Here is a 22,790-nt window from a genome sequence, read left to right on the forward strand (position 1 = left end):
CACCAGGTAACAAGACGGTCCTAACGCCGCTTGCATAATCGGGTAAATCAGGTAGCCCTCGCCATGAGGGAACAAGGAGTAAGTGTGAATAAAGCGTTGAAAGTAGCTGGTTTGAGCTTTGCACTGATGGCTGCCGGCATGGGTTCTGCCTTCGCTGAGACCAAGATCGCCGTGGTTGATATGGGCGAAGTCTTCCAAAAGCTGCCCCAGCGTGAAGCCGTTGCAGCCAAGCTGAAAGGTGAATTCGAGCCGCGCATGCGTGAGCTGCAGAAGCTGGAACAGGAAGGCCAGAAGCTGGTCGAAAAGTTCCGCAAGGATGAAGCCTTTATGAGCGCCGAGCAGAAGAAGCAGAATCAGGAGAAGCTGGCCAAGCTGCAGATGGAGTTCAACCAGAAGCGTCAAGCCTTTGAGCAGGACAACGGCCGCCGTCAGTCCGAAGAGCGCAACAAGATCCTGACCAAGGTGCAGGCAGCCATCGATTCCATCGCCAAGAGCAATGGTTACGATCTGGTGCTGGAGCGCAATGCCGCCCCGTATGCCGCCAGCAAGCTGGACATCTCCGGCCAGGTTATTTCTCAGGTAAGCAAGAGCAACTAATTGATGGCATTCACTCTCGCACAGCTGGCCCAGCAACTGGGGGCCCAGGTCCATGGCGACGGAACCCTGGAAATCCGCAAGGTAGCGACACTGGAAAAGGCCGGGGAGGGGGATATCACCTTCCTGTCCAACAAGAAGTACCGGCACTATCTGGAGCAGAGCAAGGCGACCGCCGTGCTCATTACAGAAGCGGATCTGCCATTTTGTCCCACCAATGCCCTGGTGCTCAAAGACCCCTATGTGGGCTTTGCCCGGGTAGCCCAACTGCTGGACACCACCCCGCAGCCGGCCACGGATATTCATCCGAGTGCCGTTATCGCGGCTGACGTGCAACTGGGCGAGAGAGTGGCCATCGGCGCCAATGCAGTGATCGAATCCGGTGTCGTGCTGGGTGACGATGTACGCATTGGCCCGGGCTGTTTTGTTGGCAAAAATACCCGGCTGGGAGCCCGCTCCCGGCTGTGGGCCAACGTCACCCTCTATCACAATGTGACCATGGGCTCCGACTGTCTGGTTCAATCCGGCACAGTGATCGGGGCCGATGGTTTCGGTTATGCCAACGAGCGTGGCGAGTGGATCAAGATCCCCCAGCTCGGCGGTGTGACCATTGGCAACCGGGTCGAGATCGGTGCCTGTACCACCATTGATCGCGGTGCGCTGGAAGATACCCGCATCGCTGACAACGTCATCATCGACAACCAGTGCCAGATCGCCCACAACGTGGAGATCGGCTACGGCACCGCCGTGGCGGGCTCCACCGTGATGGCTGGTAGTCTCAAGGTCGGCAAATACTGTATCATTGGCGGCGCTTCCGTCTTTAACGGGCATATGGAGATCTGCGACCAGGCCACCGTCACCGGTATGGCCATGGTGATGCGACCCATTACCGAGCCCGGTGTCTACTCTTCCGGCATCCCTCTGCAAACCAATAAAGAGTGGCGCAAGACCGCCGCCCGGGTGATGCGTATCGAAGAGATGCACAAGCGGTTAAGCAAGCTTGAGAAGAAGCTGGATCAAGAATAATCACGATTGGTATAGGGTACTGTTTTGACTACTGAAAAGAAGAGCCTGGGTATCCAGGAAATCATGGATCTGCTGCCCCACCGTTATCCGTTTCTGATGGTGGATCGTGTAGACGACTACGAGATCAGCGATGAACGCAAAACTCTGCGTGCCATCAAGAACGTCTCGTTCAACGAGCCGATCTTCCAGGGGCACTTCCCGGCCAAGCCGGTGTTCCCGGGCGTACTGATCCTGGAAGCGATGGCACAGGCCACCGGTATCCTGGCCTTTACCATGGTGGGCAAGCCGTCTCCCAACGAACTCTACTATTTTGCCTCAATCGACAACGCTCGCTTCAAGCGTCCGGTCGGCCCCGGTGACCAACTGGTGCTCGACGTGGAGTTCCTGAAAGAGCGTCGCGGTATTGCCAAGTTCACCGGTGTCGCCACCGTCGACGGTGAAGTGGTCTGTACCGCCGAGCTGATGTGCGCCAAACGCGAGGTTTAACACACGTGATCGACCAGACTGCCATCATTCACGATACTGCCATCGTCCATGAGTCTGCCGTGATCGGTAAAGGGGTTGAAATCGGCCCCTTTTCTGTCATCGGCGCCGAGGTGGAAATCGGTGACAACACCTGGGTAGGTTCCCATGTGGTGATCAAGGGCCCGACCAAGATTGGTTGCGGCAACAAGATCTTCCAGCACACCTCCATCGGTGAGGATTGCCAGGACAAGAAGTACGCCGGTGAGCGCACCTTCCTCGAGATTGGCGACAACAACGTCATTCGCGAGAACTGCACTTTCCACCGTGGCACCATTCAGGATCAATCCCTGACCAAGGTGGGCAGCGGCAACCTGTTCATGGTCAACGTTCACGTTGCCCACGACTGCATCATCGGTGACAACTGCATCTTCGCCAACAACGCGACCCTGGCGGGCCACGTGGTGATCGGTGACTTCGTGATCTTTGGTGGTCTCTCCGCCATTCACCAGTTCGGCCGCGTCGGTTCCCACGCCTTCGTCGGTGGCTGCGCCGCCCTGAACAAGGACGTGCCGCCTTACGTGATGGCCGCCGGCAACTACGCCAAGCCGTTCGGGGTCAACTCTGAAGGTCTGCGTCGCCGCGGTTTCAGCGCCGAGGCCATCTCTGCCGTCAAGCGTGCCTACAAAGAGATCTTCCGTTCCGGCAAGACCATCGAAGAGGTGCTGCCTGTGCTGATCGAGATGGCGCAAGCCGAACCGGCCGTCCAGCTCTATGTGGACTTCCTCAAAGATAACGAGCGCGGGATCATCCGTGCCTGATCCGGTTCGTATCGGTATCGTCGCCGGAGAGGTCTCCGGCGACATTCTGGCTGCCGGTCTGGTGTGCGAGCTGCAAGCCCGCTACCCGGATGCGCAGTTTGAAGGGATCGCAGGGCCGCGGATGCAGGCCCTCGGCGTCAAGGCCCTGTTCGAGATGGAAGAGCTCTCCGTCATGGGGATCACCGAGGTGCTGGGCCGTCTGCCGCGCATCCTCAAGGTCCGTCGCGAACTGTTGCGCCACTTTATTGCCAATCCGCCCGATATCTTCATCGGTGTGGATGCACCGGATTTCAATATCGGAGTGGAGCTGAAACTGCGCCGCGCCGGTATCAAGACGGTTCACTACGTCAGCCCCTCGGTGTGGGCTTGGCGCCAGAACCGCATTCACAAGATCAAGGCCGCCACCGACATGGTGCTCGCCTTCCTGCCGTTCGAGAAAGCCTTTTACGACCGTTTCGATGCCCCTTGCCGTTTTGTCGGTCACACCATGGCGGACGATATTCCGTTGGTGCCGGATCAGGCCGCCGTACGTCGCAATCTCGGTATCGATGCCAATCGCCGCTGGCTGGCGGTGCTGCCGGGCAGCCGCACCGCAGAAGTGGGCTTTATGTCCCCCCTGTTTCTCGAGGCGTGCAAACACCTGACGGTGCGCTATCCGGATCTCGGCTTCATTGTGCCGCTGGTCAACCAGAAACGGCGCGAGCAGTTTATGACCATCAAGGCCGAGGTAGCGCCGGGTCTCGACATGGTGCTGCTGGAAGGGCAGGGCCGCGAGGCGATGATCGCCGCCGACGTGGTGATGCTGGCCTCCGGTACCGCGGCGCTTGAAGCCATGCTGGTGAAAAAGCCGATGGTGGTGGGTTACAAGCTCAAGCCCTTCAGCTATTGGCTGGCCCAGCGGCTGGTGAAGACCGAATTTGTCTCTCTGCCAAACCTGCTTGCCGGTCGCATGCTGGTGCCGGAGCTTATCCAGCACGAGTGCACTCCGGAGAATCTGGTGGAAGAGGTGAGCAAATATTTCGAGCACGACAACAGTGCGCTGGTCAACACCTTCACCGAGCTGCACCAGCTGATCCGCTGTAATGCCGACTCGCAGGCCGCCGATGCGGTGGCGGATCTGCTCGGCAGATAACGCTATTTCGGACCGTCGATTGCGCCGCGCAGCCCGTTAATCCGTTTTCCGAGCGGTGATGCCGCGTCAGTCGACCCCTGTCAGGCCCCACGGGGCCTGTTTTGATTCAAGGCTACAAGATGATGATCGATATTCCTGACGACAAGCTGGTTGCCGGTGTGGACGAAGTGGGCCGTGGCCCGCTGGTGGGTGACGTGGTCACCGCTGCGGTCATTCTCGATCCCGCCAATCCGATCGCGGGGCTCAACGACTCCAAGAAGCTCTCCGAGAAGAAGCGCCTCGCCCTGTTTGACGAGATCAAAGAGAAGGCGCTCGCCTGGGCCATCGGTCGCGCCACTCCGGAGGAGATCGACGAGCTCAACATCCTGCATGCCACCATGCTGGCGATGCAGCGAGCCGTGGCGGGGTTGAAGGTCACCCCCGAGCTGGTCTTTATCGATGGCAACCGCTGTCCGGCGCTGCCGATGGAAGCGCGTGCCGTGGTCAAGGGCGATAGCCTGGTGGCCGCCATCAGCGCCGCCTCTATCCTCGCCAAGGTGACCCGAGATGCGGAGATGACCGAGCTGGACAGTTGCCATCCCGAGTATGGTTTTGCCCGTCACAAGGGTTACCCTACGCCTGAGCACCTCGCCATTCTGGCCGAGCGCGGCCCGTTGCCGGAGTATCGCAAGAGCTTCAAACCAGTGCGCCGCGCATTGGGGATCGAGTAGACCATGCCATTTAGTTTGAGCAGCGAGAGGAGATGACGATGGCTGAACCCCGTTTTATCCACCTGCGAGTCCACTCCGACTTCTCCATGGTCGATGGCCTGCAGAAGATCAATCCCATCGTCGGGGCGGCTGCGGCCAACAACATGCCGGCGCTGGCGCTGACCGATCAGATGAACATGTGTGGTCTGGTGCGCTTCTATGGCGCAGCCCACGGCAAGGGGATCAAACCCATCGTCGGGGCAGACTTCTGGGTGCAGAGCGATGAGCTCGGCGACGAGCAGTTCCGTCTCACCCTGCTCGCCATGGATAACGACGGCTACCAGAACATCACCCTGCTTATTTCCCGCGGTTACCAGCGCGGCCACGTGCAGGGGCGGCCGGTTATCGACAAGAGCTGGCTCGCCGAACACGCCAAGGGGGTGATCGTCCTCTCCGGCGGGCGCGAGGGGGATGTGGGCAAGTTCCTGCTCAAGGGAAACCGACAGATGACCGAGCAGTGCGTCGCCTTCTATCAGACCCACTTCCCCGATGCCTACTACCTCGAGCTGCTGCGCACCGGTCGACCCGACGAAGAGGTCTATCTGCACATGGCGGTGGCCATCGCCACCGAGTTCGAGCTGCCAGTGGTCGCCACCAACGAGGTGGTGTTCCTCAACGCCGATGACTTCGACGCCCACGAGATCCGGGTTGCCATCCACGATGGCTATACCTTGATGGACAAACGCCGCCCCCGTCGCTACAGCCCCCAGCAGTACCTGCGCAGCCAGGAGGAGATGGCGGAGCTGTTTGCCGACATTCCCGAGGCGCTGGTAAACACGGTGGAGATCGCCAAGCGCTGCAACGTGACGGTGCGTCTCGGCGAGTACTTCCTGCCCAACTTCCCGACCGGCGACATGACCACAGAAGATTTTCTGGTGGCCAAGTCGAAAGAGGGTCTGGAGGAGCGTCTCGAGTTCCTGTTCCCGGATCCGCAAGTGCGGGCCGAGCGCCGTCCCGAGTATGACGAGCGTCTCGACATCGAGTTGAAAGTGATCAACCAGATGGGCTTCCCGGGTTACTTCCTCATCGTGATGGAGTTTATCCAGTGGTCCAAGGACAACGGCATTCCCGTTGGCCCGGGCCGGGGCTCGGGTGCGGGCTCTCTGGTGGCTTACGCCCTCAAGATCACCGACCTCGACCCGCTGGAATTTGACCTGCTGTTCGAACGTTTCCTGAACCCCGAGCGGGTATCCATGCCCGACTTCGACGTCGACTTCTGCATGGACCGACGCGACGAGGTGATCGAGCACGTCTCCGACATGTATGGCCGGGATGCGGTCTCCCAGATCATCACCTTCGGCAGCATGGCGGCCAAGGCGGTGGTGCGGGATGTGGGCCGGGTGCTGGGCCACGCTTACGGCTTTGTGGATCGCATCTCCAAGCTGATCCCGCCGGATCCGGGCATGACGCTTGCCAAGGCATTCGAGGCCGAGCCCAAGCTGCCCGAGCTCTACGAGCAGGATGAGGAGGTCAAAGACCTCATCGACATGGCCCGTCGCTTGGAAGGGGTAGTGCGCAACGCCGGTAAACACGCCGGTGGCGTGGTGATCGCACCCACCAAGATCACCGACTTTGCGCCGCTCTACTGCGATGACGAAGGCCATCACCCGGTCACCCAGTTCGACAAGAACGACGTGGAATACGCGGGTCTGGTGAAGTTTGACTTCCTGGGTCTGCGCACCCTCACCATCATCGACTGGGCGCTCGGCATGATAAACCCGCGTCTTGCCAAAGAGGGCAAGCCGCCGGTGGACATCGCCGCCATCCCCATCGATGACAAGAAGTCGTTCGACCTGCTGCAGCGCTACGAGACCACGGCGGTATTCCAGCTGGAATCCCGCGGCATGAAGGATCTCATCAAGCGGCTGCGCCCCGACTGCTTCGAAGACATGATCGCACTGGTGGCCCTGTTCCGACCGGGCCCGCTCCAGTCAGGCATGGTGGATAACTTCATCGACCGCAAGCACGGTAATGAAGCGATCTCCTATCCGGACGAGAAGTGGCAGCACGAGAGCCTGAAACCGATTCTGGAACCGACCTACGGCATCATCCTCTATCAGGAGCAGGTGATGCAGATCGCCCAGACCCTGGCTGGCTACACGCTCGGTGGCGCAGACATGCTGCGCCGGGCGATGGGTAAGAAAAAGCCCGAGGAGATGGCCAAGCAGCGAGCCGGTTTCGAGGAGGGCGCCGTCAAAAATGGCGTCGACGGCGAACTGGCGATGAAGATCTTCGATCTGGTGGAGAAGTTTGCGGGCTACGGCTTCAACAAATCCCACTCCGCCGCCTATGCGTTGGTCTCCTACCAGACCCTCTGGCTCAAGACCCACTTCCCGGCCGAGTTCATGGCGGCGGTGATGACCGCCGATATGGACAACACCGACAAGATCGTGACTCTGGTGGATGAGTGTCAGCGGATGGGGCTCACCGTGATCCCACCGGATGTGAACACCGGTCGCTATCGCTTCTCGGTCAACGAAGATGGTCATATTGTCTACGGGATCGGGGCAGTGAAAGGGGTGGGTGAAGGCCCTATCGATGCGATCTTGAGCGCCCGGGATCAGGACGGCCCGTTCCGCGATCTGTTCGACTTCTGTAACCGGGTCGACATCAAGAAGCTCAACAAGCGGGTGATGGAGAAGCTGATCCTCTCCGGCGCCATGGATCGGCTCGGCCCCCACCGCGCCGCCCTGATGGCGACCCTGGAGGAGGCGATGCGTGCCGCCGAGCAGCACGCCAAGGCGCAGGCGGTGGGGCAGGTCGACATGTTCGGCGTGCTCACCGAAGAGATTGACGACGTCAAGAAGGCGTTTGCCAACGTGCCGCACTGGCCTGACAAGGTGTGGTTGGAAGGGGAGCGCGAGACCCTCGGGCTCTATCTCACCGGCCACCCCATCAACCAGTACAGCAGCGAATTGCGTCGTTATACCTCGGGTCGCCTGTGCGATCTGCATCCCACCTCCCGCGATACCGTGACCACGGCGGCGGGGCTGGTGATTGCGGCTCGCAGCATGGTGACCAAGCGTGGCAACAAGATGGGGATCTTCACCCTGGACGACCGTTCCGGTCGCCTCGATGTGACCCTGTTCAGTGAAGCGCTGGAAAAATATGAAGAATTGATGCAAAAAGACCGCATTTTGGTGGTTTCTGGACAGGTCAGCTTTGATGACTTCTCCGGTGGCCTTAAAATGTCGGCTCGAGAATTACTGGATATCAACGATGCGAGGGAGCGTTTTGCCAGAGCAATCCGCATCTCCCTCGATGAACAGCGGATTGATGATCGCTTTTTCCCGCGTTTGTGCGAGATTTTGGAGCCCGCCCGTGCCGGAGTCTGTCCGGTTCAGGTAAACTATCGTCGCCCCGGCTCCCGGGTGCGATTGACGCTCGGTACCGAGTGGCGGGTGACGCCCACCGATCAACTGATAGATGACTTGCGAGTCCTGCTTGGACGAGAGCGGGTTGAATTGGTTTTTGATTAGAGGTTCTAAGGCCCTATGAGTCTTTTTCTGGATTTTGAACAGCCGATTGCCGAGTTGCAGGCGCAGATTGATGAACTCAAACATGTGAGTGAAGGCAATCACGCCGTGGATCTGAAAGACGAGATCCGCCGGCTGGAGAAGAAAAACGAAGAGCTGACCAAAAAGATCTTCGGTGATCTGGGTGCCTGGCAGGTATCCCAGATGGCGCGTCATCCCCAGCGCCCCTACACCTTTGACTATATCGAGCATATCTTCACCGATTTCGACGAGTTGGCTGGCGATCGCGCCTATGCCGATGACAAGGCTATCGTCGGCGGCATCGCCCGTCTCGACGGTGAGCCGGTGATGGTGATTGGTCACCAGAAGGGTCGCGAGACCAAAGAGAAGATCAAGCGCAACTTCGGCATGCCGCGTCCGGAAGGATACCGCAAGGCCCTGCGTCTGATGGAGATGGCCGAGCGCTTCAAGATGCCGATCATCACCTTTATCGACACCCCGGGTGCTTACCCTGGCGTCGGTGCCGAAGAGCGTGGCCAGTCCGAAGCGATTGCCCGCAACCTGAAAGTGATGGCCGGTCTGACCGTGCCGGTGGTCTGCACCGTGATTGGTGAGGGCGGTTCAGGTGGTGCGCTGGCCATTGGCGTGGGTGACCGCGTCAACATGCTGCAGTACTCCACCTACTCCGTCATCTCGCCGGAAGGGTGTGCCTCCATCCTGTGGAAGAGTGCCGACAAGGCTTCTGTGGCTGCCGAAGCGATGGGCATCACTGCCCAGCGTCTGAAAGAGCTCAAGCTGATAGACCACGTGATCGACGAGCCTCTCGGTGGTGCCCACCGCGATGTGGAGAAGATGGCCAAAAACCTCAAGGCTCGCATCAAGCAGGATCTGGACGCCTTGCGTCCGCTCGATACCGAGCAACTGCTGGAGCAGCGTTACCAGCGTCTGCTGGGCTACGGCTACTGCTAAGCGCAGCCGTCAATCCCGAGTATTCAGGCCCCCGTCAGCGACGGGGGCTTTTTATTGCGGTTGATCTGCCATTCAGGTGATTGCCCCAACGCGCCCTGAAACGGCGCAGTTCAGTCTTCGCGGGTGAGGTGCATGGTCGGTATGCCATGCCGTTGGTGATGGCTGTCAGTAGCCTGCAGCATCCTTTGGCATCGCTAGCGATGGCATGACAAGCCGCTTGATCATCCGATAGCGGCATAAAAAAGCGCCCCGGCTGTGCGGAGCGCTTTTACAGGTGTCTGGCGGTATTACAGTTCAATCTCGTCTGTAAGACCTTCATAGGCGATATCGATGGATTGCAGCTCCTTCTGCAGGCGATGTTTGTCTTTCAACGCCTCGATTTCACGCCATTTACGTTTTTTTCCCGTTGTCCCGCGGCTACGCGAACCGAGTTCAACCACCTCGTCATAATCGAAGTTGAACATTTCCATGGCTCCCTCCTTGGTTTTTATCGTTTTCACCACCCGTATAACATAACGAATCCGAAATTAAAACGTTTTCGTGACGACTCTATGACAGCGCTAAAAAAGCCCATGAAAAAAAACCGGGCCCCTTGGTGGGGGCCCGGTTTTTATCAGAAAAAAGAACTGATTACAGGCGGCTTGCCAGCATGGTTTCCAGCTTGCCCTGGTCGATGGCGAACATACGGATACCTTCGCCCAGCTTCTCGTGAGCCATGGCATCCTGGTTCAGTTCCCAGCGGAATTCGGCTTCGGTCATCGGGGTCGGTTTGGCCTTGCGTTCACCGGTGTAGTCCAGTTTGCGTACCACGGCGCCTTCGGTCTTGCTCAGCTCTTCCAGCAGGGCCGGGCCAATGGTCAGGCGGTCGCAACCGGCCAGTTCCAGGATCTCGCCGGTATTGCGGAAGCTGGCGCCCATCACCACGGTCGGGTAGTCGTGCTGCTTGTAGTAGTTGTAGATGGAGGTGACGGAGACCACGCCCGGATCTTCGCTGGCGGTGTAATCACGGCCATTTTTGGCCTTGTACCAGTCGAGGATACGACCCACGAACGGGGAGATCAGGAAGGCACCGGCTTCGGCACAGGCACGGGCCTGGGCGAAGGAGAACAGCAGGGTCAGGTTGCACTGGATACCCTCTTTCTCCAGAACCTCGGCGGCACGGATCCCTTCCCAGGTGGAGGCCAGCTTGATCAGAATGCGGTCGTTGCTGATGCCGGCTTCGTTGTAGAGACGGATCAGCTTGCGGGCCTTGGCGATGCTGGCTTCGGTATCGAAGGAGAGACGGGCATCCACTTCGGTGGAGATGCGGCCCGGAACGATCTTCAGCACTTCCAGACCGATGTTGACGGCCAGCTTGTCGCCCGCGTCGATGATTTGCTGTGCCTTGTCCTGGCTCTGGGCTTTGGCCCAGTTGATGGCGTCTTCGATCAGCGGAGCGTACTCGGGGATCTCGGAGGCCTTCAGAACCAGAGAGGGGTTGGTGGTGGCATCGATGGGCTGATAGCGTTTGATGGCTTCGATATCACCGGTGTCGGCAACAACAGTGGTCAGGGCTTTCAGCTGGGTTAATTTATCGGCCATAGCGAATATCATCTCTTAATGAGGGAGTAATCCCTGGGTTGCGGGCTTGAGACGGTGGTTCTGAAATAAAATTACAGGATCTTGGTGCCTCAGGCTCAGAAAAGCGCGATGGGGGCGGCCCATCGTCATTGCCTGCCTAATTAATACTGATGTAGTGCATCCTGCAATAGGGGCGCTTGGTTGTTAAACATTCAGGCTGTTGAGTTATCCCACTTTATGGCGTGAAACTATATGATTAGTAAGGTTTTTTATATTTCCCTTCGACCTCGCTCCGGTTTGCTTTCAGCTGAACTTTTTTAGCCAATATCCATATTTGTGTCGTCGATCACATAAATTATCTCGCTACGTACTTGAAATTTAATTACAGCGAAAACGTTTGGCGAAATATCGCCGTTTGAAAGCCATTTCATGCAAGCGTTTGCGTTTTCGGATAGCTCATCAGGGATATATCAAAATGGTTCTCTTATGGGGCTTAATGGTGGCCTGTTTGATTGAATTATTGAGTTTGTTGAAAGTTTGCGATTTAAATGGAGCTTTATGGGCTTTTACCGTTCGTTTTTTGTGTCTCGCGTGACCGGGATCACTATTCCGGGCTCTCCCGCTGTGCTAGATTCCGCCCCTTTAGCGAAACGCTAATTAAACGACAGACAGAAAACGGTCAGCGCAGACTGACCATGGATGTGAATAACAACGAGAGAATTATGGACACCTTGATTGCGATGCTAAACGACCTGATGTGGGGAGCCGTGCTCATCTACCTGCTCATCGGGGTCGGTATCTTTTTCACCTTCCGCCTGGGTTTTATCCAGATCCGTCACTTTGGCCACATGTTTTCCGTGCTGAAAAACAGCCGTAAATCGGACAACGCGGGCATCTCCTCCTTCCAGGCCCTCTGTACCAGCCTTGCCGCCCGTGTCGGCACCGGCAACCTGGCCGGTGTGGCTGTCGCCATCTATCTGGGCGGCCCCGGCGCCATCTTCTGGATGTGGCTGATTGCCTTTATCGGCATGGCGACTGCCTTCGTCGAAAGCACCCTGGCCCAGCTCTACAAGGTCAAGGATGAGGATGGCAACTACCGTGGTGGCCCGGCCTACTACATGGAGAAAGGCCTTGGCATGCGCTGGATGGGGGTGGTGTTTTCGCTCTGCCTGATCCTGGCATTTGGTCTGGTGTTCAACGCGGTGCAGGCCAACTCCATCAGTCTGGCGATGAAGGTGGCGTTTGGCATTCCTGACTGGGTCAGCGGTCTGGCGCTGGTGGCGCTCTCCGGCCTGATTATCTTCGGCGGCATTCGTGGCATTGCCCGTTTTGCCGAGCTGGTGGTGCCCTTTATGGCGCTGGCCTACATCCTGCTGGCGCTGGTGATCGTGGCGATGAACATCACCGAGTTGCCCCATGTCTTCATGCTGATCATCAAGTCCGCCTTCGGGATTGAGCAGGCTGGCTCGGGTGCGCTCGGTTATGCCATCTCCCAGGCGATGATCAACGGTATCAAACGTGGTCTCTTCTCCAACGAAGCGGGCATGGGCTCTGCGCCCAACGCTGCAGCGACTGCCACTCCCTATCCGCCGCACCCGGCCTCCCAGGGTTATGTGCAGATGCTGGGGGTCTTTATGGATACCATCGTCATCTGCAGCTGTACCGCCGCCATCATCCTGATGTCAGGTCAGTTTGAGCCGGGCTCCGGCGTGACCGGTGTCGAGCTGACCCAGCGGGCGCTCTCTTCCCAGATTGGCAGCGGTGGCAACATCTTTATCGCGGCGGCCATCTTCTTCTTCGCCTTCACCTCTATCGTGGCGAACTACTCCTATGCCGAGACCAATCTGGTGTTCCTCGAGCACAACCACAAGGGTGGCCTGATGCTGTTCCGGGTGTTCGTACTGGGGATGGTGATGTTCGGTGCCGTGGGTGAGTTGCCGATCGTGTGGGCGATGGCGGATGTCTCCATGGGTCTGATGGCCATCGTCAACCTGGTGGCGATCCTGCTGCTCTCCAGCGTTGCCATCAAGCTGGCGAAGGATTACAACGACCAGCTCCGGCTGGGCAAGGTACCCACCTTCGATGCCAACAAATACCCCGAGATCCGCTCCCAGCTGGAAGAGGGGATCTGGGACAATCCGACCAAAAAGTAACAAGCGGTGAGTCAGACCTCTTGATTAAAACCTGAAGGGGGAGCCGGTGGCTCCCCCTTCTTTTATGGCGCGCTTTTCGGTTGCTTATCCCAGCGCCAAACGAGTTGCCTGATACGCCGTTGCAACTGGCGCCAGCAGCGCCCTTGTTGCCGGTCGCTGAGGGGGGCATAACGCCAGAGTCGATAGAGCCACGCACTCTTTAGCAGGGGGTGGGCAAGGTCGGGACGCAGCCGTGCCAGCCGCTCGCACCATGCCCCCATGCTCTCGGCGGGCTGGGGTGGATAGCCACTGCGTTTGCCCCGTTTGAGCAGGGGCTGCCAGATACGCCGCTCTGGCGGCAGGCGGGCGGGCAACAGCAGGGGCAGGCTCACCAGCAGGGCGACCAGCATCAGGCTGGCGAGGATCAACCAGGGTGTGTGTCCCGCCAGTGCGGGCCAGCGCAGGCCGATTTGTTGCCAGATCTGACCCGCATCGTAACCAATCACCCAGCGACTCCACTGGTAGTCGATATTGTTGCCCCACCAGCGCAGCTGATTGAGCAGGGCCCAGTTGCGATAACGCTGCAAAGCGAGGGGGTCGGCAGCGGTAAACTCGTCGCTCAGCGCTTCCCTCACGCCGCCTTCAATACGCTCCGGTGCCACTGCCGCCGTGGGGTCGATTCGCCGCCATGTTCCTCCTTCATCGAGATACTCCACCCAGGCATGAGCATCGAACTGGTGTACCGCCAGATAGTTGCCCCTTGGATTCCACTCACCGCCGAGATAACCGGTGACCAGCCGTGCCGGAATACCGGCAGCGCGCAGTACGAAAGCGGTTGCCATGGCGTAGTGGCCGCAAAAGCCGCGCTTGGTATCGAACAGGAACTCATCCACCCCGTCACGGTCAAGTCGTGGCGGGGTCAGAGTGTAGTAATAGGATTGGCTGCGAAACTGCGCGAGCAGGGCGGCGACCAGCTTTGCGCGATCCGGATAGCGCACAGCCAGCCCTTGGCCATAGGCGCGCGCTCTCGGGTTGCCTCCGGCTGGCAGTTGCAGGTTGCGCTGGGCAGCTTGGTGGTCATCCTCGGGCTGCGCTTCACCGCGGCCAATGCGATAGCGGATCGCCACCTCGCCGCTCCCCTGCCGATAGAGGGTGTCGAGAGGGGTAAGCAGCACCTGGCCCGCCAGCAGACGCGGTTCACTCAGGGCAAAGGCCCAGCGGTGGCGCTGGGGCTCGGCGATCACCTCGTAGCTCCCGGCGGGTAACGGGTTATCTGCCAGTTGAGTACTGCCTTGTGAAGAGGATGCCAGAAGGGTGAGCCCGGTCTGCACCGGCACTGTCTGCTGCCATGCTTTGACCTCGGGGCTCAGCAACCAGCGCTGACCATCGAAAACTTCTTGGCGCATCACCGGAAAATAGCGCTCGCGGACAGGGGGCGGGCCATCGGCAAAGGTGACCCGAAAGGCCAGTTCGGAGGAGTTGACCAGTTCGCTGATATCGCCGAGGGCCAGCTCTTCCGAGAGCCCCGACAGGGCGCGGCTGGTGGTGGGCATCTGCCAGAGGGGCGGCAGCCTTGGCAGCAGCAGAAACAGAGTGATGAGCAGGGGAAGCGCCAGCAGCAGGGCGCCGCCCGCGCTGCGCCAAGGCCGTTTCTGCTCGGGAGCGATGGCGGCCACCAGCGCGGTCACTGCCAGCCAGAGCGCTACTGTCATTCCGGCCGTCCAGCCGATGCTCTGTCGCTGCACCAGCGCCAGCGCGATAAGAAAGAAGGCGAGCAGAAGCACCAGCTCGATATCCCGCTCGCGCCGTACCTCGATCATCTTGAGGCTATAGCCGAGCCAGAGCAGATTGATCAGGGCGGGCAGGGTGCCCAAGCCACGCCACTGTAGTCCCAGCAACAGCACAGTAGTGATGGCCAGCAGCGCCAACCCGCGGGCAGGCAGGGGCGGCCAGCCACGCCATAGCATCATGGCCCGGACGCCTAGGGTGATGGCGCCCACTGTTACTACCCAGAGTTGCAACTGGGGCCAGAGCGCCGCGACCAGCAGCAGCTGTTGCAGGGCGATGAGTGGCAGCAGGCGGCGGTTATCGAGCAGCATCGGGCGTGCTCTTCGGTGGTGTGGCATCGAACTGGGCCAGTGCCAGCAGGCAGCGCTGCACAAAGGCGGCACCGCTATCGGGCCCCAGCGTCTGGTTTGCCAGTGTCAGGGTAAAGGGGATGCCCCGCTTGCCGTAATCGGCGCACCACCAGGCCAGTACCGCCAACCGCTGCTCCAGATCCCCGCCCGCGACCCGCTGCAAGGTGAGGTGAGTGTCATCCTGCTGCGGTTCATGGAACTGCTTGGTCAGCAGGCCGCGCCCCTGGGCAAGTTGCTTCCAGGCGACCCGGCTCAGTGGTTCACCGGCCTGATGTGTCCGCAGGGTATCAAAGTCACCGAGGGGCGCTGGAGCGGGCTGGCCCTGATGTCTTTCGCTTTCGGTCGCATGTTCCCCTCTTAGCGCCCCGAATGCCGGTTTGGGGGAAAGCCAGCCCTCCAGCTGCAAGTCCAGTAGGGACCAGCAGCGAAACAGACCGAGAGGGTAGCGGCTCTCGACCCGCAATCGGCCAAGGGGCAGTGGCCCGCGGCGAGAGGCCGATACTGGCAGGATAACTGAGCTGGGCACAGCGTCGGCCTGTGCCAGCCAGAGGGTGCCTTCGTTGAGGCTAAAGTGAAGTGCCTGTACCGGGCGCGGGCTCTGCACCAAGATGCGGATAGGAAGCTGGCTACCCGCTTCCCCCAGCACCAGCGGGCCACTCAGCAGCTCCAACCCCAGCAGGTTGCGGTGGGTGAGCCACATGGCGGCCATAAACAGGCTGCCGAGGCAGTAGGCCACCAGCAGCACCAGATTGTTCTGGTAGTTGGTGCCTAGCAGATAGATGGCGAGCAGCACCAGCAGATAGAGCAGCCCCATGCGGGTGGGGAGGATAAAGAGGCTGCGGGTACCCAGCGTGATCTGGCGGGCCGGGGGAATGCGGCGATCGAGCCAACGCTGCTGCCAGCGGGCTCGCCACTGTTGCCAACGGTTTAGCAATTTGCTCATCAGGGATTGTCCGGATCGACCCGGGCCAGCAACCGCTGGCTCAGGGGACAGGCTTCGCCGTGCTGCACGCCAAAGCTGCCCCGTAGCCGGTGTTCGGCCACATAGGGGAAGACCGCCTGCACATCCTCTACCGTGACAAAGCGCCGTCCCGCAACCAGCGCCCAGGCCCGGCTCACCGCCAGCAAGGTCTGGGCTGCACGGGGGGAGAGGGACTGTGGCAGATCCCCATCAAAGCGGCTCTGGTGCACCAGCGCCAGCAGGTAGTCGAGGGTGGCATCGGAAACATGGATAGCATCACCTTCCGCTTGCAGGGCAGCCAGCTCGGCGGCATCCAGCATGGCGGGCAGTGGGCCGCTCGGCTGGTGGCCCCTCAGTAGCTGGCGCTCCGCCCCTCGCGGCGGAAAACCCAGCGAGAGTCGCACGGCGAAGCGGTCGAGTTGGGACTCCGGCAGCGGATAGGTGCCCGCCTGATCCGCCGGATTCTGGGTGGCGATGACGAAAAACGGATCGGGGAGGGGATGCGTATTCCCCTCAATGCTCACCTTGCCCTCGGCCATCGCCTCCAGCAGGGCGCTTTGTACTTTGGGGCTGGCGCGATTGATCTCGTCCGCCAGCAACACCTGGGTGAAGATGGGGCCGGGGTGAAAGTGAAATGTTTGCTGCTGGGGGTCAAAGATCTGCAACCCCAGCAGGTCGGCGGGGAGCAGATCTGCGGTGAACTGCATCCGCCTGCATGCCAGCCCCAGCACCTGCGCCAGCGCGTGGGCCAGGGTGGTTTTGCCCATGCCGGGCAGATCCTCGATCAGCAGATGACCGCGCGCCAGCAGGGTCACCAGCGCGATTTTCAGTTGCAGCGGCTTGCCCAGAATGACTTGCTCCAGTGCTGCCAGCAGCCCGGCAATCTGCTCTTCTCTCTTCATTCCCTTCATACACATTCCCTGTATTGCGTCGCACCTACAGCTTATACGCCCGCAAGGGTGAAGGCAGATAACAGACGGGCGGTAAAAGTGCTGCGCAGGGATGGCTATGAGCGGGAGGTGACCCGGTTTCTTACGGCCTCTGGTCGATTAAATATGGCCGCCCAGGCACGCAGCTCAATACAATATTTCCTGATTGGAATGTACCGATCGCCATATCTTCACTAGGTGAGAGCGGTTGGCGCCCATATAGTTGCCCCCATTGCGACGCGCTGTGTTGCTGCCTTTGTGGCCATCTTGGTCCCGCCACTGTTCGCCTGTCGCTGTGATCTGGCAGGCATCGGCACGCCAATCTGTTATGGAGCATCCATGCCTGTTTTCCTGTTGTGCACTTTTCTGATGATCATTCTCTATCCGGTCGGGATCGATCTCTATCTGGTCGCCGTGCCCAAGATTGCCGATGCCCTGCAGGCGAGCGAGGCGCAGATCCACACTGCCTTCTCCATCTATCTGTTCGGCATGGCGGCGACCGTGCTGCTGGGCGGGATGATTGCCGATCGCTACGGGCGACGCTGGGTGGTGCTCGGGGGCGCCCTGATTTTTGTCCTCGCCTCGCTGGTGGCAGGCAGCGCAGAGGGGATAAGTCAGTTCTATTTCGGTCGTTTCTGGCAGGGGGTCGGGGCCGGTGCGCTCTATATCATGACCTTTACCGTGCTGCGGGACGTGCTGTGTCAGGAGCGGCTGGCGATGGCGCTCTCGATGATCAACGGGGTCATCTGCGTGATCCCGGTGCTGGCGCCGGTGCTCGGTTACCTCATCCTGTCACATTTTGATTGGCGCGGGATCTTCGTGGCGATGGCGCTGGTGGCGGCCGTTAGCGGTCTGGTGAACTTGCTTCTGCTCAAGGAGACCCGCCCGGCGCGGCAACCGGGCAGTGGCGCGGCGCTGCCTTTTGCCCTGCTGCGCTCGCCGCGCTTTATGCTGCTCTCCCTGCTGACCAGTGCCAGCGTGACCGCCATTCTGGTCTATGTCAGCGTCTCGCCGCTGATCCTGATGAAGGAGTTTGGCTTCACTACCGAGCAGTACTCCATCGTGATGATGGTGATGGCTGGCGTGAGTATGTCCACCTCCTTCCTGACGCCGTTGCTGTTGCGCTGGCTGGGCAAACAGAAGGTGCTGGCGGTGTCTCATCTCTCCTATCTGCTGGCGGTGTGCTCACTGCTCGGCAGCTGGCAGACGGGGGGCGATATCCATCAGTTACTACCGGGGTTTGCGCTGGTCTGTGTCGGCTTCTCCTGTGGCTTCGGGGTGGCGATGGGGGAGGCGCTCGATGGTTGTCAGCACAACGTGGCCTTTGCCAGCGCCGTGCTCTGCATCATGCAGATCAGCCTCTCCGGCCTCTATATCTGGCTGCTGGGTCAACTTGGCTTTACTCCGTCCGAGATGCTGATCTGCGCCCTGCTGCTGGCATTGCTCAGTTACCTGGCTGTCAAAGGGCTGTTACCATGGCTCGCGCTTCGTGAAGCGCGGTCGCAGGGCTGATGGAAGATGAGAGGGGATATGCGCAATCTGGGTGAACTCGATTTGAACCTGCTGGTGGTGTTCAAGTACCTGATGCAGGAGCGCAGTGTGGCAGGGGCGGCGAAAAAGCTCTGTGTCACTCCGTCGGCGGTGAGCAAGTCTCTGGCCAAGTTGCGGGAGTGGTTTGACGATCCCCTGTTTGTGCGGGTACGGCAGGGGTTGCAGCCCACCAACCTCTCCCTGACCCTGGAGGAGGAGCTGAAGGTCTGGTTCCAGCTCACCGACAGCATCACCTCGCTCAATAGCGAGGCGATCCCCGATGGTGCCCGCTTCACGCTGGTGATGGAGTCCCCCTTCTACATCAGCTTCCTGAGCGATCTGCCCATGACCATCTACCAGAAGTACCCCAACTCGGTGGTCAGGATGCTGGGGTGGGATCACCACTCCCTCAACGATATCGTCAATGGCGATGCGGATCTCGGCTTTTGTGCCCGCGAGACTCATGGCCGCTCTCAGGCCAAGGTCAACCGCTTGCCTTATTACATCGATCACGAGGTGCTGTTCACCGATCGCCCGGTGGTTTTTTTGCGCAAGGATCACCCATTGCTCAAGCAGAAGTGGTCGCTGGAGAACTTTCTGGCCTGCCCCCAGATCAGCATGGTGTGGGAAGCGAACGATACCTGGGCTCTCGACAGTCTGCTGGAGGACGAGGGGCTGAAGCGGGAGGTGCCCATCACGGTCTCCAGCTTCGAGCAGGCGCTGCATATTGCCTCCCAGTCGAGCCACGAGCTGATCGCGGTGGCGCCTTCCTACTGCGGTGGTTATGCCAGTCGGCATCACGGCAATCTGATCGCCATGCCGCTGCCGCTACCCGAGAAGCTCTACGCCCAGCTGGAGATCGCCTTCATCCTGCTGTGGCACAAGCGGCACAATCAGGATGCCAAGGTGATGTGGCTGCGCAACGAGATCCGGCGGCTCTACAACGACGAATCGCCACGCTAATGTGGCCGTGACGGTGCCCATCGATCAGCCGGAGCCATCTGCTCCGGCTTTTTGTTGTTGCATCGACCGGATGAACGGACTTTTGCACGACTGAAGTGCCGAGTGCGGGTTCACGGGTTCATATGGTGTTTCATTCAACTCTCTTTATGCACAGATTGGCCTTGGTTGCACGTCTCGAGTGAAACTCTTTTCACGAAAAAAATTCATGTGGTTTCATTAGAAAACTTCACTGACTTTCACTTTTAAAGTGTGATCGACCATTAAGTTCCTGTATTTGCAGTGATATAGCATGACTCCCCTTGGAATGGTGGGGTTAGATAGCGCCTGCGTAGGTGACTGCCATTAGAGCGCGGCTTGAGCCAGCCCCACAGGTCGTCTGTGGCCGTGTCATGCCCCAGCTATCTAGCCACCAGCCATGAGTGACGGAGCAGAGGGGAATAAGCATCAAGGTTGATAAACCGGCTTGAGTGAAGGGATGCAGCAAAGGTAGAACCCGGAGCCGCTAACTGTACTGGGAGACGCCACTCACCATCCCCCGATAACCCGTAATTGAAACCGGCTAGATGAAAAACACCTTTCATCGAACGGGGCGCGTGCACCCGAAAATAGCCAGATTGGCAGGCTGACCGTGTTATCCGTTATAGCAATGGCGGGCAAAAAATAGTGCGGCAGCCACCACCAGATTAATAAAAATAAATCTCAGCAAAGGCAGGTTGATATGCGTCCAGCAACAGCACCCACAGGGTTGTTACAACAACCCAAACCCTTCTTTATGATATTTTTCGTCGAACTCTGGGAGCGCTTCGGTTATTACGGCGTGCAGGGGATATTGGCTGTTTTCTTTGTGCAACAACTGGGATTTTCCCAAGAGCAATCCTTTATTACTTTCGGTGCCTTCTCGGCGCTGGTATATGGCCTGATCTCGGTCGGCGGCTATGTCGGCGACCATGTGCTTGGCACCAAGCGCACCATGGTGCTCGGGGCTATCGTGTTGGTGATCGGTTATTTTATGACCGGCCTGTCGATCTACAATCCCGACCTGATTTTCTATGCGCTAGGCACCATCGCGGTCGGTAACTGTCTGTTCAAGGCCAATCCGGCCAGCCTGCTTTCAAAATGCTACCAGCCAAAAGATCCGCGGCTGGATGGGGCTTTTACCCTGTTCTATATGTCGATCAATATTGGCTCCCTTATTTCCCTCTCGCTCGCGCCGGTGATTGCCGATCACTACGGCTATACCGTGACCTATAACCTGTGCGGGGTGGGGCTGATTATTGCGCTGCTCACCTTCTTTGCCTGCCGCAATATGGTCAAGGATATTGGCTCCGAGCCGGATCACCTGCCGCTCGATTACAGCAAACTACTGCTGGTTATATTGGGTTCGGTAGCCATGGTCTTCTTCTGCGCCTGGCTGATGCACCACGTGGTGATCGCCAACATGGTGCTGATGACGGTAACCATCGCCGTGGTGATCTTCTTCTTTCGCGAGGCGTTCAGGCTCGACACAGTGGGCCGCAACAAGATGTATGTGGCCTTCGTGCTGATGCTGGAGGCGGTGCTCTTCTACGTGCTTTACGCCCAGATGCCGACGTCTCTGAACTTCTTTGCCATCAACAACATGCACCACGAAATGCTGGGCATGAGCGTCAACCCCATCAGCTTCCAGGCGCTCAACCCCTTCTGGGTGGTGGTGGGTAGCCCGGTACTCGCGATGATCTATACCCGGATGGGCAGCAAGGGGCGGGATCTCACCATGCCGCTAAAGTTCACCCTCGGGATGTTCTTCTGCTCGCTGGGCTTTCTGACGGCGGCGGCATCCGGCTGGTGGTTTGCCGATGAGCAGGGGCTGACCTCCCCCTGGTTTATGGTGCTTATCTACCTGTTCCAGAGTCTGGGCGAGCTGATGATCAGTGCCCTGGGACTGGCGATGGTCGCCGCGCTGGTGCCGCAACGCCTGATGGGCTTCATTCTCGGCATGTGGTTCCTGACTCAAGCGATGGCGTCCCTGTTGGGAGGCTATGTGGCGACCTTTACCGCCGTGCCGCAAGGGATGACGGATCCGCTGCAAACTTTGCCCATTTACACCGGCGTATTTGGCAAGATCGGGATGGCGACCCTGCTGATTGCGGTGGTGATGGGGCTGATGGTGCCCTGGCTCAACCGGATGATGAATGCGACGCCGACAGAGGCCGAGGGGCTGGTCGCGGGTCAATCACAGGCGTAATGAGGGGAGGATAGTGCGAGACAAGGCAAGGGCGGCGACCCTTGCCTTGCTGTTGATGATTTAGATGTACTGCTCTTCCATCCAGGCTTCGACGATCAGCTGCGCCGATACCCCGTCCACACTGCCTTTTTCCAGCGCGCGATAGCCGCCTCGCTCAAACAGCCGGGCGCGGGCATCTGTGGTGGTGAGTCGCTCATCCTTGAACTCCACCGGTTTGCCGAAACGGCCATGCAGCCGGTTGCCGAATTTGCGGGCCCGTACCGTGATCTCCTGATCGGAACCATCCATGTTCAGCGGCAGGCCGACCACCAGCAGGTCCGGTTGCCACTCCTTGAGCAGCTTCTCAATCTCGTCCCAGTTGGGGATGCCGTCGTTGGCCTTGAGGGCGCGCAGAGGCTGGGCTGTGCCAGTCAGCTCCTGACCGATGGCGACGCCAATGCTCTTGGTGCCATAGTCAAAGCCCATGATGCTGCGTGATGACATAACTGATAAATCCTCGAAATAGAGAGCAGAGCGGGCCAGCCGATCAGCTGTGGCCGATATCGCTGGAGAGGTGAACTGGGTTCACCCCTATGCTGGCGGCAGCTTGCTGCCAACGTTTGTGAATGGGGGTCTTGAACACCAGAGCCGGATTGGGGGGGATCACCAGCCAGGCGCCGTCCACCAGCTCCTGCTCCAGCTGACCGGCGCTCCAGCCGGCATAGCCAAGGGCCACCAGCCAATGGGCAGGGGCTTCGCTCGTACCCAGGGTTTCCAGAATATCCTTGGAGGTGGTCACCATCATCTCATCCCCCACCTGCAGGGTGGAGTTGAAACCGGGGCGGAAGCTGTGCAGCACGAAGCCGCGATCGGCGTGAACCGGTCCCCCTTGCAGCACCGGCTGCTTGAGCTCCGGGTTGTTGGGCGGATTGAGCTGGAGCTGGGTCAGCATGGTTTCCAGCGACATCTCGACCGGAATGTTGACGACCAGTCCCATGGCGCCCTCTTCGTTGTGCTCGCACAGATAGACCAGCGAGCGCTCGAAGTAGGGATCCGTCAGGCTTGGCATGGCAAGCAGGAAGTGATTTTGCAGTGTTTGCATAGAGGCCAAATAGTGCAAAGGTATTTGAGGTCAATTATGGCAG

19 protein-coding genes are annotated in these 22,790 nt (G+C 59.3%); 12 read left to right on the forward strand and 7 right to left on the reverse strand.

The genetic code is table 11. The features are described 5' to 3' along the window. Positions 1-84 precede the first annotated feature (84 nt). From AB5Z02_RS15600 to accA, 8 genes are all read left to right on the forward strand, one after another. Positions 85-597 carry an OmpH family outer membrane protein gene (locus tag AB5Z02_RS15600; protein WP_005338563.1) on the forward strand — a complete coding sequence of 171 codons (513 nt, stop codon included), beginning with the start codon at positions 85-87 and terminating at the stop codon, positions 595-597. Positions 598-600: 3 nt separating this feature from the next. Beyond that, complete coding sequence (gene lpxD / locus AB5Z02_RS15605) at positions 601-1,620, forward strand: UDP-3-O-(3-hydroxymyristoyl)glucosamine N-acyltransferase (RefSeq protein ID WP_041201824.1); 1,020 nt, start codon at positions 601-603, stop codon at positions 1,618-1,620. 24 nt (positions 1,621-1,644) lie between these two features. Continuing rightward, positions 1,645-2,106 carry a 3-hydroxyacyl-ACP dehydratase FabZ gene (fabZ, locus tag AB5Z02_RS15610; RefSeq protein ID WP_005338559.1) on the forward strand — a complete coding sequence of 154 codons (462 nt, stop codon included), beginning with the start codon at positions 1,645-1,647 and terminating at the stop codon, positions 2,104-2,106. A gap of 5 nt (positions 2,107-2,111) precedes the next feature. Continuing rightward, positions 2,112-2,903, forward strand: coding sequence for an acyl-ACP--UDP-N-acetylglucosamine O-acyltransferase (gene lpxA, locus AB5Z02_RS15615; RefSeq protein WP_005349773.1), 792 nt, complete (start codon positions 2,112-2,114; stop codon positions 2,901-2,903). Further along, on the forward strand, positions 2,896-4,035 hold the full coding sequence (gene lpxB / locus AB5Z02_RS15620) for a lipid-A-disaccharide synthase (RefSeq protein ID WP_368216392.1): 1,140 nt from the start codon (positions 2,896-2,898) through the stop codon (positions 4,033-4,035). Before lpxA ends, lpxB begins: the two co-directional genes overlap by 8 nt. A gap of 119 nt (positions 4,036-4,154) precedes the next feature. Next, positions 4,155-4,745, forward strand: coding sequence for a ribonuclease HII (rnhB, locus tag AB5Z02_RS15625; RefSeq protein WP_236321348.1), 591 nt, complete (start codon positions 4,155-4,157; stop codon positions 4,743-4,745). Positions 4,746-4,783: 38 nt separating this feature from the next. Then, entirely contained in the window at positions 4,784-8,263 is a 3,480-nt protein-coding gene (gene dnaE / locus AB5Z02_RS15630; RefSeq protein WP_236321351.1) for a DNA polymerase III subunit alpha, read from the forward strand. Between the two features lie 15 nt (positions 8,264-8,278). Further along, a complete protein-coding gene (gene accA, locus AB5Z02_RS15635) occupies positions 8,279-9,229 on the forward strand; it encodes an acetyl-CoA carboxylase carboxyl transferase subunit alpha (protein ID WP_005338549.1) in 951 nt (316 codons plus the stop codon). A gap of 287 nt (positions 9,230-9,516) precedes the next feature. On the opposite strand, the gene AB5Z02_RS15640 is transcribed toward accA, so the two are convergent. Then, positions 9,517-9,699: a DUF3545 family protein gene (locus tag AB5Z02_RS15640; RefSeq protein ID WP_005338547.1), complete on the reverse strand. Its 183-nt coding sequence runs from the start codon at positions 9,697-9,699 to the stop codon at positions 9,517-9,519. 160 nt (positions 9,700-9,859) lie between these two features. Further along, positions 9,860-10,810 carry a transaldolase gene (gene tal, locus AB5Z02_RS15645; protein ID WP_005338545.1) on the reverse strand — a complete coding sequence of 317 codons (951 nt, stop codon included), beginning with the start codon at positions 10,808-10,810 and terminating at the stop codon, positions 9,860-9,862. Positions 10,811-11,511: 701 nt separating this feature from the next. Here tal and AB5Z02_RS15650 point away from each other — a divergent pair. Next, positions 11,512-12,942: a sodium:alanine symporter family protein gene (locus tag AB5Z02_RS15650; RefSeq protein WP_013724018.1), complete on the forward strand. Its 1,431-nt coding sequence runs from the start codon at positions 11,512-11,514 to the stop codon at positions 12,940-12,942. A gap of 62 nt (positions 12,943-13,004) precedes the next feature. On the opposite strand, the gene AB5Z02_RS15655 is transcribed toward AB5Z02_RS15650, so the two are convergent. From AB5Z02_RS15655 to AB5Z02_RS15665, 3 genes are read right to left on the reverse strand one after another with little or no spacing between them, the layout of a single operon-like run. Continuing rightward, positions 13,005-15,020: a DUF3488 and DUF4129 domain-containing transglutaminase family protein gene (locus AB5Z02_RS15655; protein WP_368216394.1), complete on the reverse strand. Its 2,016-nt coding sequence runs from the start codon at positions 15,018-15,020 to the stop codon at positions 13,005-13,007. Next, positions 15,007-16,002: a DUF58 domain-containing protein gene (locus AB5Z02_RS15660; RefSeq protein WP_368216396.1), complete on the reverse strand. Its 996-nt coding sequence runs from the start codon at positions 16,000-16,002 to the stop codon at positions 15,007-15,009. The genes AB5Z02_RS15655 and AB5Z02_RS15660 overlap by 14 nt, the downstream gene beginning before the upstream one ends. Next, on the reverse strand, positions 16,002-16,922 hold the full coding sequence (locus tag AB5Z02_RS15665) for an AAA family ATPase (RefSeq protein WP_368216478.1): 921 nt from the start codon (positions 16,920-16,922) through the stop codon (positions 16,002-16,004). Before AB5Z02_RS15665 ends, AB5Z02_RS15660 begins: the two co-directional genes overlap by 1 nt. 366 nt (positions 16,923-17,288) lie before the next feature. Between AB5Z02_RS15665 and AB5Z02_RS15670 the strand changes: the two genes are divergently transcribed. The 3 genes from AB5Z02_RS15670 (at position 17,289) to dtpB (ending at position 21,666) form a co-directional block, all read left to right on the forward strand. Then, positions 17,289-18,461 carry an MFS transporter gene (locus AB5Z02_RS15670; RefSeq protein ID WP_368216397.1) on the forward strand — a complete coding sequence of 391 codons (1,173 nt, stop codon included), beginning with the start codon at positions 17,289-17,291 and terminating at the stop codon, positions 18,459-18,461. An 18-nt stretch (positions 18,462-18,479) separates the two neighbouring features. Then, positions 18,480-19,442, forward strand: coding sequence for an HTH-type transcriptional regulator YidZ (gene yidZ, locus AB5Z02_RS15675; protein ID WP_368216399.1), 963 nt, complete (start codon positions 18,480-18,482; stop codon positions 19,440-19,442). Positions 19,443-20,160: 718 nt separating this feature from the next. Next, on the forward strand, positions 20,161-21,666 hold the full coding sequence (gene dtpB, locus AB5Z02_RS15680) for a dipeptide/tripeptide permease DtpB (RefSeq protein WP_201955205.1): 1,506 nt from the start codon (positions 20,161-20,163) through the stop codon (positions 21,664-21,666). 60 nt (positions 21,667-21,726) lie between these two features. On the opposite strand, the gene ruvX is transcribed toward dtpB, so the two are convergent. Both ruvX and AB5Z02_RS15690 read right to left on the reverse strand, forming a co-directional pair. Continuing rightward, the gene (gene ruvX / locus AB5Z02_RS15685) at positions 21,727-22,149 is read right to left on the reverse strand and encodes a Holliday junction resolvase RuvX (RefSeq protein ID WP_236319396.1); all 423 of its coding nucleotides are present in this window, start codon (positions 22,147-22,149) and stop codon (positions 21,727-21,729) included. Between the two features lie 43 nt (positions 22,150-22,192). After that, positions 22,193-22,747, reverse strand: coding sequence for a YqgE/AlgH family protein (locus AB5Z02_RS15690; RefSeq protein WP_005349793.1), 555 nt, complete (start codon positions 22,745-22,747; stop codon positions 22,193-22,195). Positions 22,748-22,790 lie beyond the last annotated feature (43 nt).

It is taken from the genome of Aeromonas sp. R2-3 (assembly GCF_040908375.1).
GTDB classification, from domain to species: domain Bacteria; phylum Pseudomonadota; class Gammaproteobacteria; order Enterobacterales; family Aeromonadaceae; genus Aeromonas; species Aeromonas veronii.